Raw genomic sequence first — 12,263 nt, 5'->3', positions numbered from 1 at the left:
TCCCTTGTTGGGTAACTTTGGTCTGCAAGCCATCAACAACGGTAGAGAGCCCGTCAATCTCCCCTTCCGCTGCACGCATTTTGCTTGTGAGGCTATCCACATTCTGCGAGGTCGTCTTTTCCAGTGTTGTAACCGTCTGCTGCAATGTATTCAGGTTACTTTGAGTTGTGCCAATCTGCGTTTGCATTTCCAAGAGCGCGATAGTCCGCGCTTCGACTTCATTGGCTACTGCAGCGTGTGTATCTGCAATTTCTGCCACGCGAGCACCATTTTCAGTACGCCATCTGCGAGACTCTTCATCTATTGTCAGGCTATTACGCAAAATGGCTTTCGCTTGCTCAATACTGGAGAGCATGCCATCAGCAATCTGCTGTGTGTTTGTGGCAATATTTGTTACCAGTGACTGCCAGGCACCGGAACCCTCAATCTCCGCCAAAATAGCATCCGCGATATCTCCGACATCTACGCTCGATTCACCGCTGATCCACCCCGTCTACGGCCCCTGATTACCAGACTTATCGACGATACGGGCACGGTAAAAGAATTCCTGGCCAACACTGAGGCCCATTTGCTGATAGGCACGTGTGGGATACGCCACATCTGCCAGCAGCAACGCATTCTGCCCGTCGCTCGTCGGGGAATACTGAATCTCGGTTTTCAGGGTATCGTCCGTGCCAGCGGGGAATTGCCAGTCAAGCTGGACGCCAAACACCAGCGAGGTGGTGGTGAAACTGGCCAGTGCCGGAGGGTTGCCCGCTTTACCTGTTAGCGTAGTTTCCTGCGCGTTAGCCCACAGGCTAGAGATCTCCGTGGCATTGATGGCGCGCACGCGCGCCTGATAGCGTCCGGCATAAATACCCGGCACCTCAACGCCTTGTGCCGAGGTGCGCGCCGCACTGATCCAGTTGCCGTTATCACGCCGCCATTGCACTTCATACGCAATGGCACTGTCCGCTTTGTCCCAGGTAATGCGCAGGGTGGTGATATTGATACCTTGCTCAATGTGGTTATCGCCACTGATAGCCACGTTGGTCGGCGCAGGCTGTACCGAAGGCGGAACCAGACTGATTGGGCGAGATTCAATGCGCGCACCGGTATCAATTTTGGCGAATTTATCAGGGTCGAATTCGATGGTCGTGATGTCAAATGAGGCGCTGTCCTCCCACCTCTTTCACACCAATGACGCAATACAGTTGCAATGCCAAGTCGTTGGCATCTACCGCCCACACAGACTCTGGTACTGGCGTTTCGCTATACGCCGTGGTGACGGTGACAACTTTGTCGTTTACCGCCTCAATGGTGCGCCCTTCCGCTTTCCCGCTCGGCAGGTTGAGAATCAGGCGTTCACCGATTGCCGCAGAAGAGATGCGGTCAAGCATGATGTTACGTCCGTCAACCGCACTGATACGCTCACCTAATGGACGCCCGGCCAGCAATGGATCAGCGATACCAACAATGGCGCTGGGAACCGGAATATCACCGTCCAGCCCCATGGCGTAAGAAACGGTCCGATCGGCATCGTTGGTGTGCAAAATCCATTTACCGCGCCGGATCGCTTCGGTCTAGCGCGTACAACCAATTGCGGTCACATCTGCCTGTTTGATGCCGTAGCGCCGCACCAGCTTGTTATCCGAAACGGCTTCCACCGCGTCCAGATAAGCGTTATCCGGATCGGACCACGCCACCATCGCCGTGCTGTAGTGCGTCTTGCTGCTGGTGTTGCTGTAGGTAAATCGCTCGTCACGCACATTGGCACGCGTTACCACGTAATCCATCTCGCGCGACATATCGGCCAGCACGTTCATCTGGTTATTTGCCCAGAACGAGGAACCGCGAAAGATCGCCGCCAGATCGTTCAGCACCGTCCACGCATCTTCTTGCGATTGGATGTACACATCGCACAAAAAGCGGGGTTCCGTGCCGCTGCCGCCATGACCATCCGGCACAAGCTGATCGCAGTACTGCGCAATCTGGTACAGCGTCCATTTCGACAACACCAGATTAGTGGCTTTGATGCGCTCGCCAAGGCCAAAACGTTCTGAAAGCTGAATATCGTAGTAAACCCAGGCGGGATTGTTGGAGAACGCCCACTTGAACGTGCCATCCCAACTGCCGCTGTAGCGCCGAGCTTGTGCATCATAGTTAGTGGGCACGCGGATAATACGTCCATCCGGTTCGCAGGAGATAACCGGAATATTTTGAAACTGCTGCGCGTCAAACTGCAGCAGCAGCGCCGTTTCCGGATAGCGCAGCTTGGCATCGATCACTTCGGTAATGGCTTCAATCGCCATCTTATCGGCAATACGATTGCTGGTGGAATTGGGCGTGATGCGGCGCACGCGGATCTGCCAGCCGGTTGATGCGCTGGGCAAATCGATACGGTGGCTGCGCTCATATTGCGTGGTGGTTTTACCGTCAATCGCCGTTTTGAGCACTTCACGGTAGCTGCCGCCGTCCGTTGCGATATCAATGGCATATTCAATGCGGTAGCCGCCCACGAGAAGCGTATCCGCACCGCAGAGAGGTGAATGTTGGTCAGCGAACGTATCCACGGTGTTTTACTGGTCAGCTCGGTGCTTACCGTAATGTCGTTTTCGACACCGGGAAAACCGGGGATATAGCTTTGGTCAGGCGTACTGGGACGAAATGCCCACGACACGCCGGAAAAATTGGCGTTGCCGTTACTGTCATTAAGCGGCGTACCGTCAAGAAAAATACACGAGCCATCCAGATTCCCGGCAAATTCACCTTCCCCCAGTGCCAACAGTATTTTGGCGTAGGAGGTGGATTGAATGGAATCTGGCGACTCAACAGGAACGCGCGCGTTCGCGCTGCCGCCTTTGCTGCCTTTAATCGCTACCATGGGTACTCCATTAAAAAGAAAACCCGCTCAAGGCGGGTTTGTCGAAATCAGGATTTATGTCGTTTCTTCCAGGTATCAATCATCTCTTGCGTCACTTCATTCTTATAACAGATCGGCGAATAGCCCCCAGCCCGGCTCCACGCGCTGCGTTTCCCACAGCTGCTGCCGTTGCGTGCCGAATTGTAGGGGCACGGGCAATTTCCCGGATAAGCAGAAATAGACTCATCGATGATGGCTTGTTTTATTTGATCGTTATTGACGGGCTGAGATTTGGCTATGGCAACATCCGGCAATAACAATACGGAGAAAAACATCATTGGCAGAAACAATAATTGCAGTGGCAATAATAGGGATGCTTTCATCTTTTTTACCTTGGCTGTGTGCAGACAGAGGTAAATAAAGCACGACAGCGTGAGTAAAACGTTGATGAAGGCAATAATTATTGCTGGTCTTCCGCATAAATACCGGCAGAAATAATCGCGCCGCCAATACGACGACGGCCGTAAAGAATCGGCACCGGGTTGCCCTGCGCAATGGAGTTAACCGGCCCGCCGAACGCATTAAGAGGGCTTATTCTCCGGAGACTGACGCATGGAGATACCACCTTGAATCGGGGTCAGCATTTGCATTACGCCGCCCAGCATCATGGATGCCCTCATGGCACCGACTGTTAAAAGCGCCTTGGCTGGTATTAATGAAGCAGGATTCCATATAGAAGCAACCAGCAACACTGCACCCAAAATCGTTTGAAATACGCCCGCCCGCTTACTGCCAATAATAACCGGAGCAATACGAATCTCATCTGCAACGATAAAGTCCAACTCACCCAATGCAAGATTCCGCTTACCGTCAAATATGGCATAAGTTAAACCACGCGACTTACTGCTCAGTAGAAACTTTTCAAAACCGGGAATAATCACCCCCAGCGCTTTAATGGCTTCCTGCCGGGTTTCCACCGCCAGACGATGCACGCGACCAAAGGTTGCGCCCAATACGCCGTAAAGCCGAATGGTTTTTAACGGCTGATACTCAATGGCTAGCGTCATTATTCCCTCCGGTATAACGCAGTCGGATAATGGTTCTGTCCAGCCAGTAGCCGCCGTAGGGCACTTTCTGGCTGAGCTGGCCGTACATATGGCGCAGCATTTCACCGTTGCCAACGTAGACGCCGGCATAATTCGGTTCGCTGGCGCGTACCTGCATAATGATCACATCACCCGGCGCAATATCATCCGTCACCGGCGTAAAACCCGCTTCGCGGTAGTGCGTCATATACAGGTTTTCCCCCCGATTCCACCAGTCGTCTGCGCGCGCAAAATTCGGCAGTTGAATATTGCGCTCCAACTGAGACCAGTCGCGTACAATGGCGTAGCAATCCCAAATGCCGTGCACAAAAGGACGCGCCAGCAGTGGCTTAACCCCCTGCTGCGGCATCAGAGTGCGAACATCACCTTCTGGCCAACTGACGATCACCCAGGGCAGTTGCGATCGATCGCATTGAGCAAGATCGACGGGGCTGGGCATGGTAGTGGCATCGGGATGGCCGTGCACGATCGCCACCAACGTGCCGCTGTCTTCGGCCTGCGCATAGTCCTCGGGGCTCATGATGAAATGCTCCTGCGGTGCCTGCGCCAGATTTTGGTAGACCAGGCACAGCGCGGTGATGGTGCCGTCGATATTACCCACTGCCAGTGTAGGGGTGGGAGCACTGCCATCGCTGGTCATTTCCAACCCCTCAATGTGCGTCGGCCATGCCTTATACTCTTTTCCCTGCCACCAGATGGATTTTGCCGGGAGTTTACTGTCATCCCCCGCTGCGGCGGCAAGCTCGTCAGCGGTGTGGGGGACAAGATGGTTGTGAAAATAGAGCTCCGGGCCATCGAATGCGGTGCAATCCACTTCAAACAAGCGCACGCGATCGCCCGGCGCCAGCTGTTGGGCGTCGAGATTGATAGACATCGGTTCTCCAGATACAAAAAAACCAGCGCGCAGGCTGGGGAATGATGATGAAAGACGGGGTTGTTACACGCTATACCACTGGACGAAGGTCGCGGTGATAACCCCCTGAACGTTGCCTGCCGGAGCAAACTTTATCGAGTCTTCCACCACCCGATAGAGCCCCGGTTTTTCATGCGGTGGTATCCATTGGAACGATTTTTTGCGATGACGCCGCAAGAAATCCCGAATCTCGACAGCAGTGTCAAGCTTGCCACGAAAAGAGTAGGGAAAGGTGATGGTTTCCCCGTTTAACCCAGCCCAGGACAGTTGCGTATAACCATCACCAAACTGCACTTTGCGTACCGTTTCGCTGTATTGCACCTCGGGCTGGTTGCCGATTTGCAGCGGCCAGTGAAATGTTTCTATTGTCATTAGCTTCTCCGCCCTTTCATCGCCGTGCTTAACATGCGCCCCTGCCCCATTTCTCGGGTCAGCAGCGATTTAAAGCGTTGATCGACAAAGCTGCCGATTTCACTGCCAAATTGCTCCAACCCGGCCGACGAGGTCTGAGAAATATGGCCATCGCTGGCGATATTGATACTGACCTGCGGCGCCGCATTGCCGCCCACGGCCCTCATCCCCATCACACCGTTTGCGTTACGTATCAGCGGCATAATGGCTTCCGGCCCGGCCTCGCCCATCAGCCCGGCCCCCTTGGCGAAAGCAAACAGCGTGGGGCGATCGACTACCTGCCCCGAATAGGCCGACAGGCTGGATGAGGTATAAACGCCGCCTTTGGCATTGGCGGTAAACCCAAATGCTCCCAGAACCGCATTAACCCCCTGAACCAGTGCCGACTTCACAGCGATTTCCGCCAGCATGCCCAACACCGATTCGGCGAAAGAGGAGAAATTGAGTTTTCCGGTACGAACAAAGTTCATCACGCTATTATCTAGCTGTTGGAATGCCGCCTCTCCCCCAGCCTGAATAATTGAATAGGAATCCAGTGCGCTCTCTGAATATTTCCCCCCAGGATTCACTCAGGCCATTAACCCAGGTTTTGCCGATATTTTTATTTGGCTCCCCGGCTTCCTGGCTGTTATTACTCTTCTGGGTATCGCTGCGCTGTGCCGAAGCGGTTGCCTGATTCGAAGATTTACTCTCCTTGTTTTTATCCTTATCTTTATCCTTAGTCGTTGTCAAAATATCAAAAAAACCGAGAACGGCGTTAACCCCTTCAACCAACGATGCCCTGAGCGCTACGTTCGCCAGCATACTCAGCATGGATTCAGCAAAATTTGAGAGATTCAGTTTGCCGGTTTTCACAAAGTTCTTTAATCCCGCGTCCAGCGTTTTAAATGCCGACTCACCGCCCGCTTTCACCTGAGCATAGGTATCCGAAGCGGTTTTTGCGTATTCGCTCCATGACTCAATCAGGCCGTCCCGCCAGGTTTTCACCTCTGTTTTATCTTTCGATTGATCGGTGCCAATGCCATTCAATCCCGCCAACATAAAACCGCGGGTATCGTTAAAATCAGCGCGCCCCTGCGCCATCACGCGCTGTGCCGACCAGTTACCCGGCTGGACTAACACATCACTCGCTTTCAAGGCCGCACTCTGCTCAGCGACCAATTGAGAAAAACTCTGTGTCGCCTGGGTAACGACATTTCCCAGCGACAGCAAATTCTGCTGCACGCGCAGAACGCTGCTGTTTAACAACAGAGCCTCCGCGCTAAAATTTAACACTTGTTCATTACCTATCTGGGCCATAACGCACCCCTCCAAATAATCCTTCACCTATTGCCATCAGTTCATCGTCGCTCATCGTTTCCGGCTCAGCAGGCTACTGTAACAAACTGAGTTGCTGTAACGGGATATCTTGATGACCCGCCAATAACAGCATCGTGGCACGCAGGGCGCAACACTCCGCATCCAGCAGCACATCGGAAAAGTAGTGCTCCTGATAGAAATCAAACCATTCCGATAATTCACTGGAAGAGAGTTCAGACAACATCGTGCGCCAGTCGTAACGCCGAAACTCCCGTGCAAGACGCATCGCAAAACGCACCTGTGCTGCTAAGACTTTCCCGGCGTGTTGGAGGTGCTGTCACCACCGGATTCCTCACTGGCATTTTCGGGGGCGATGCCGCTGAGTTGCTGAACAAGCAAGGCAGCCTCACTGATCAAACGCGGTGGCCAGTCGTTAAGCACCTGGTTGAAAATATCATCCAATACGCGTTCCCGATCCTGTTGCCACAGTGAGCGAGATACCAGCCAGGCGTGCAGTTTGATTGTCAGGCTGCCAAAAATGGCCATTTTCTTGGCTTCCGGGATGGCGTCAGGAATGTTCTCCAAGGCGCTCATGTGTTCAACAATGGCTTCGAGGTACTCAATGCGCTGCAACCCCGAGAGTTCAGACAGCGCCACCTGATTGGGGCCGAAAGGCTCGGTTTTCAGGTACATGTGTTCTCCTTAATTTTATGTTTACCGAATAAGCCCCGCGTAAGCGGGGCATAAAAAAAGCAGCATCACACGCTGCTTTAGGGCGTTACCGCAGCAGGTGCGTCTTCCGCCAATACCGGCTTGCCGGTATTGGTCACCTTCGCAGTGCGGGTAATCACTTCCTTAACAGGAATCGATTTACCCAATGCACTGACCCAGCCCTTAAACACATCAACCACGCCGTTGGCATACTTGATTTTGTAGCCGCGCACTGCGCCGGAAGTAAACCAATCAACCAGCTCCTGCTGCCCCACATCACCGGCTTTCCACGCCAGGGTGAAACTGGTGTCCCCCACTGATTTGATGCCCTGTGCCGTATCGCTCCATCCTGCATTTTCACCGTCCAGATAGGTGTTATCGTAAGATTCCGCCGTCATTTCGCCCGGCGTCAGCTCTTTGACCTACGCCAGACGGGTCCAACCGCTGTCTCCCGTTGGGTTTGCATAGGGGTCGCCGGTGCCGGTAAAAACCCAAAGCGTAGTCCCTGCACCTTTAATGGCTTCTGTTGTAGACATAATGGCCTCACTGATAATAACTTATTGAAAATTCTAGGTACGCTGACCTCCAAATGCTCCCTTCTTCATCGCGTCGATAGTCATACCGCTGCGTTGAGAAGGTTTCCGTACTCTCCTTCAGTGCTGAAACTGACATCAGCACGGGAGAAATTTCTTGCGCCATCTTTTCATCCAGCGTCGTATCCGGGCTGTCCTCCTTTTCGAAAAGCTCAATATGCAAACTGGCTTGCCACAGCGCTTCATCCAGAGCGTTTTCCACGGGTTCCGCATCGCTGGCGTACACCGCGATGGCGGGCAAGCGATCTGGCGTTAAAGTGACGGGGCGTCCGTCAAGAAAGTGATGTTTTCCGTGATTGCTGCACGCAGCGCATCCAAAGCGGCAGCACGTAGCCGCGTATGCTTCATCATGATTTGCATGTCATCCGTAGTTGATTGTCGGTGGGGTAGACGCACTGACGACCGGCGAACAGTGGGTTATTTTCTGTCGGCCTGAGCAGTACGTATTGCATCAAGCTGGCTGTTGGCCTGCTCCAGCGCCGCCAGCAGTGGGTCAATCCAGTAAACGGCCTGGGCGTAGGTCAATCGGCAACCGGTGGTAACGGCACCACGATGGGCTGCGTCAACGTCTGGGGCAACGCTGTGCACGACACTGGCTCGTAGACGGTGCGCGTAGTCGAGCAACCGGTCAGACACAGCATCAGGCACACACTGACGCCCCACGGGATCGCGTTTGACGATCGTGCGGTAAATGATCTGTTTTTCATCGGAATCGGCCTTGATTGAGAGGCTGCGCTGATAGGTATCGGCGGCTATCTGGTTCAAGCGCTGAAAGGTAAACGCCTGCTGCGCGATAATGGATTGTTGCTGCACCTGACGCATCTCGCTTGATTGCTTGTCACGAGCGGCAACGTCAGCGTCCCAACGCATCCCTTGTATATACTAACCAGCACCAAAGGCAGCCGCGAGAGCACAGCCAGTAAGTAATAGGTTGATTTTCATCATAGGGGTTATCCCTGCGTGGCCAAACACAGCGCCTGCTCCTTGGCGCGACGCGCCACCAAACCCGGAAGCACCTCCTGCCCGACATATACCCAACGGCTGAGCTGATTACAGGCGGCAAGGTAAGATCCCGCCATCAAATAGCGGTACAGCGTGGACGTCAGAAAATTCGAACAGCCAACGTTGAACACAAAGCTGCCGACACCGTCAAACACGTTCTGCGGTAAGCGCACGCCTAACTTACGTTCGACGTTCTATTCAAGGCAGTTTTGTGCATCCAACTGATCTTCCGCGAACCAGCGGGCAACCTGCTGGTCATCCGCCAGGGTTGCCGCCCCTGAGACACGCCGTGTATGACCAATGCCCTGAGTGCTGATACGAGCCGGACACAGATAAGCATCGCGCCGGCATCCCTCTACATTGCCCATCACCGCCATGGCCGCCTGGCTGAAACGCAAAGCATTGCCTTGTTGAGAACGATAACTATCGCTATTACTCAGCACCATTGCAACGATCACGCTGACAGAGCAAAACGTAGCAGTGGCTATCTTGCGTCTACTCATCATTCATTCCCTCTTCTCTGCGCCGGTCTTCCCTGATTTTGAAAAACAAATTCACCAGGAAAGTCAGCAGACCAAACAGCAAGCTCCCCATCACGCCAATGGCTGTCCACTGGTTTGGAGAAACCGCATCAAGTAACTGAAGCATCCAATAGCCGCCGCTGGCACCCGAAGCGCCATAGAAGATACCCGTCGTCAATTTATACATACGCATAACCTCACCGCCGTCGTGCGGGGTGCCTACAGTGATAAGAACAAAAAGCGGAAAGTAATCATGAATAAAGTTCGGACGTCTCAACATCCGCGATGCCAGAGGCGAATGAAAGGCGCCACATCATTATATGGAATACTGCTCAACAAAAGAGTTACCAATGCCAAAGTGCTGTTTATATTGCGTAGCAGTGAAAAACAAAAAGGCCTCACATAAGCGAAGCCTTTTTTATGGTTGCTGTAAATTAACGACTTTTAACAGGCTACATTATCATTTGGAATTCCACAACGTTTTTAATTTCTATTTTAATCAACAGATAGAACTTGATGACATCGAACTAAATAATCATTTTTGCAGAGTAAATGGCTTTTGGGAATTCCACAACCTCTTTTTAAAATAAGAAAAAAAGAAAGTTGCAGCATCACTCTATTTACACACGGCGATTACGTGGTACCAGATGATTATTTTGCCGGGCCAGTATATTGCTGCGTAATAGGGGTTCTGTCCCACTCCCAGTTTGATTTGGTTTGTTGCTGCCAGCCATTATCCCACATGCAGTCGTAATACGAACCGTTACGGCTACCGTCGTTGACATCTGTGACATAGCTTTGTAATTCTTCAATCTGTACCGTTCTGTATTTTTTCCCACCGCATCGCCTTCTGTTTTCACAAGGCTCGGTGATAGTACTGTATCCCGTGCGGTATGCCACTTCGTTTTGAACCGGAAACTTCTGTTCAGCGTTCACCCGACAAATCGATCTCGACGTAACATGGTCAGTCGGATTATCACGAATTTTCACCCACCGCGTCGAACACCCAGAAAGCAACACTGGAACCAACATAAATAACAGCAGCGTCTTCATCATATGCTTCGGAAAGGACGAATTGGCAACATTACTTTCATTTTTTGCGATAAGACTAATCTGGAATATTCCTGATTTACTGTTTCGGTAGGTTATTGCGAAGTTCATGCGCTCCTATGCAATACGTTCGATATTGAACGATACTACACGTATAAATACACCTTTCATTGAGAAAGATCAAAGTTTGCATGCACATTCTTTAACATACCCATTAATTAGGATAGTTAACCTATCGGAGAAAACAGGCTTGTCACAGGAAATTAATTTCGCATTAGGAATAGGATGAAATAATCATTTTCATCAGACTACATTGCCTTTTGGAATTCCACCACCTTTTTATTTTCGGCGTATAAACCAGCTCTTTTTGGCATTCAAGATCGATATCCAGTTTAATATCCATCATGCTCAGACAACCATCAATAAACCCTTCCGCCATTTGCAATTGTTTTAACACCAGCGTGTGTGAAATGCCCAGCTTGGTGCCAATCACCCTCACCGGTAAGCCGAGCACATAATGCCACTCCAATAGCATATGCAGATACGGGTCGCGCTTTTTCAGGCACGCCATAGCACCGTTGATCGTCAACCCATCGTCATCGCAGCACGACGGGCGCGAGCGCTGGCTGGAGGGCAGCAGCCCACGGAACCCCGCAGCAACCGATGAGTAATACAGCCCTTGTTCAGTATGAGAAGCCCATGCGCCATAACGCTCAAGCACCTTTTGGATATCACGAATCATCTCGCCACCTTTGTTGTATCTATACCGTTAGTTGTATCTATACCGTTACCAGACAAGACCATTGGGTTCTTGCCACACCGTCCCCTGGAATAACAAAAGAGAGGCAGTCACACACTGCCACCGGAAAGCCATTAATTTAGTTAAGAACTGGCATCCGTTACTCACGATTAGCCTGTCTTGTTGATGCGATAATACCTTTAGCTATCCATAATAGCAAAAGGTATTGCTGCTTTACTTGAAAAGCAATAGCGAATGCTATAAAGTCATCAGTATGAAAACGATGAATACTTTGGCAGAACGGCTTAACCATGCAATGTCGCTGGTGGGAATGACCCAGGGGCAATTGGCACGCGCCGTTAACATGGCTCAGCCAACCATTTGGCGTTTGACCTCCGGTCAGGCGAAAGGAACATCGCGTATCATTGATATCGCCGATGCTCTGGGGGTGCGTCCGGAATGGTTGGCAAATGGTGATGAACCTATGCGTGCTCAAGCGGTAGCGCCTTACGATTCGCGCTCCAACATTCCGCCGGAATCCCAGTGGGGAACGGTTGATGTGTGGGATAGCCATACTCCATTGCGGGATGATGAAGTGGAAGTGCCGTTTCTGAAAGATATTGAATTCGCCTGTGGGACTGGGCGCATCATGAATGAAGATCATAACGGGTTTAAACTGCGATTTTCCAAATCGACCCTGCGCCGCGTCGGCGCGAATTCGGATGGCTCCGGCGTGCTCTGTTTCCCAGCCAAGGGCGACAGCATGGAACCTTTCATTCCCGATGGTACGACCGTGACCGTCAATACCAACGATAAGCGTATTATTGATGGCAAGATCTACGCCATCAGCCAAAACGGCTGGAATCGCATCAAGTTGCTGTATCAGGTTGGGCCGAACACGGTAAGTATCCGCAGCTACAATAGCGCAGAACATCCCGTTGAGGAGAAATCCCTCAGTGAAGTCGATATTATTGGTCGCGTGTTCTGGTGGGCGGTACTGGATTACTGATGGCTGCGCCAGCGCTGCGCACAAAAAAGGCCGTTAACAAACGGGCCTTTTCCCTTTCAGCACGATG

At 52.0% G+C, this 12,263-nt stretch carries 12 protein-coding genes and 5 pseudogenes; 1 reads left to right on the top strand and 16 read right to left on the bottom strand.

What is annotated here, in order from left to right:
• Positions 1-358: 358 nt before the first annotated feature.
• The 16 genes and pseudogenes from ACMZI0_RS19975 to ACMZI0_RS19900 form a co-directional block, all read right to left on the bottom strand.
• Positions 359-2,863 (bottom strand): annotated as a pseudogene (locus ACMZI0_RS19975) (host specificity protein J); the annotation flags it as partial.
• A 47-nt stretch (positions 2,864-2,910) separates the two neighbouring features.
• Positions 2,911-3,180, bottom strand: a complete 270-nt coding sequence (locus ACMZI0_RS19970) for a hypothetical protein (RefSeq protein ID WP_415674272.1) — start codon at positions 3,178-3,180, stop codon at positions 2,911-2,913.
• A gap of 122 nt (positions 3,181-3,302) precedes the next feature.
• Positions 3,303-3,909 (bottom strand): annotated as a pseudogene (locus ACMZI0_RS19965) (tail assembly protein).
• Positions 3,893-4,822, bottom strand: a complete 930-nt coding sequence (locus ACMZI0_RS19960) for an NlpC/P60 family protein (protein WP_415674246.1) — start codon at positions 4,820-4,822, stop codon at positions 3,893-3,895. The pseudogene ACMZI0_RS19965 and the gene ACMZI0_RS19960 overlap by 17 nt, the downstream one beginning before the upstream one ends.
• Positions 4,823-4,885: 63 nt before the next feature.
• The gene (locus tag ACMZI0_RS19955; protein ID WP_415674245.1) at positions 4,886-5,233 is read right to left on the bottom strand and encodes a phage tail protein; all 348 of its coding nucleotides are present in this window, start codon (positions 5,231-5,233) and stop codon (positions 4,886-4,888) included.
• Positions 5,233-5,841 (bottom strand): phage tail tape measure C-terminal domain-containing protein, encoded by a 609-nt coding sequence (locus tag ACMZI0_RS19950; protein ID WP_415674244.1) that lies wholly within the window; start codon positions 5,839-5,841, stop codon positions 5,233-5,235. The genes ACMZI0_RS19955 and ACMZI0_RS19950 overlap by 1 nt, the downstream gene beginning before the upstream one ends.
• Positions 5,750-6,571, bottom strand: coding sequence for a phage tail tape measure C-terminal domain-containing protein (locus ACMZI0_RS19945; protein WP_415674243.1), 822 nt, complete (start codon positions 6,569-6,571; stop codon positions 5,750-5,752). The genes ACMZI0_RS19950 and ACMZI0_RS19945 overlap by 92 nt, the downstream gene beginning before the upstream one ends.
• Positions 6,555-6,857 (bottom strand): annotated as a pseudogene (locus ACMZI0_RS19940) (phage tail assembly protein T). Before ACMZI0_RS19940 ends, ACMZI0_RS19945 begins: the two are co-directional and overlap by 17 nt.
• A 20-nt stretch (positions 6,858-6,877) precedes the next feature.
• Positions 6,878-7,264 carry a phage tail assembly chaperone G gene (gene gpG, locus ACMZI0_RS19935; protein ID WP_415674242.1) on the bottom strand — a complete coding sequence of 129 codons (387 nt, stop codon included), beginning with the start codon at positions 7,262-7,264 and terminating at the stop codon, positions 6,878-6,880.
• Between the two features lie 101 nt (positions 7,265-7,365).
• Positions 7,366-7,818 (bottom strand): annotated as a pseudogene (locus ACMZI0_RS19930) (phage tail tube protein); the annotation flags it as partial.
• A gap of 7 nt (positions 7,819-7,825) precedes the next feature.
• A complete protein-coding gene (gpU, locus tag ACMZI0_RS19925) occupies positions 7,826-8,116 on the bottom strand; it encodes a phage tail terminator protein (RefSeq protein ID WP_415674241.1) in 291 nt (96 codons plus the stop codon).
• Between the two features lie 176 nt (positions 8,117-8,292).
• Entirely contained in the window at positions 8,293-8,745 is a 453-nt protein-coding gene (locus tag ACMZI0_RS19920) for a hypothetical protein (RefSeq protein WP_415674240.1), read from the bottom strand.
• Positions 8,746-8,825: 80 nt separating this feature from the next.
• Positions 8,826-9,245: pseudogene (locus tag ACMZI0_RS19915) on the bottom strand (lysozyme).
• Positions 9,246-9,372: 127 nt separating this feature from the next.
• Positions 9,373-9,591, bottom strand: coding sequence for a class II holin family protein (locus ACMZI0_RS19910; protein ID WP_415674271.1), 219 nt, complete (start codon positions 9,589-9,591; stop codon positions 9,373-9,375).
• Positions 9,592-10,049: 458 nt separating this feature from the next.
• Complete coding sequence (locus ACMZI0_RS19905; RefSeq protein ID WP_415674239.1) at positions 10,050-10,454, bottom strand: hypothetical protein; 405 nt, start codon at positions 10,452-10,454, stop codon at positions 10,050-10,052.
• A gap of 268 nt (positions 10,455-10,722) precedes the next feature.
• Entirely contained in the window at positions 10,723-11,187 is a 465-nt protein-coding gene (locus ACMZI0_RS19900) for an antiterminator Q family protein (RefSeq protein WP_415674270.1), read from the bottom strand.
• A 274-nt stretch (positions 11,188-11,461) separates the two neighbouring features.
• Between ACMZI0_RS19900 and ACMZI0_RS19895 the strand changes: the two genes are divergently transcribed.
• Positions 11,462-12,196 carry an XRE family transcriptional regulator gene (locus tag ACMZI0_RS19895; protein ID WP_415674238.1) on the top strand — a complete coding sequence of 245 codons (735 nt, stop codon included), beginning with the start codon at positions 11,462-11,464 and terminating at the stop codon, positions 12,194-12,196.
• Positions 12,197-12,263: the final 67 nt, after the last annotated feature.

It is taken from the genome of Symbiopectobacterium sp., from assembly GCF_047692315.1.
GTDB lineage: Bacteria > Pseudomonadota > Gammaproteobacteria > Enterobacterales > Enterobacteriaceae > Symbiopectobacterium.
The sequence above is the reverse complement of the archived record's forward strand: the minus strand, read 5'-3'. Positions and strand labels throughout refer to the sequence as shown.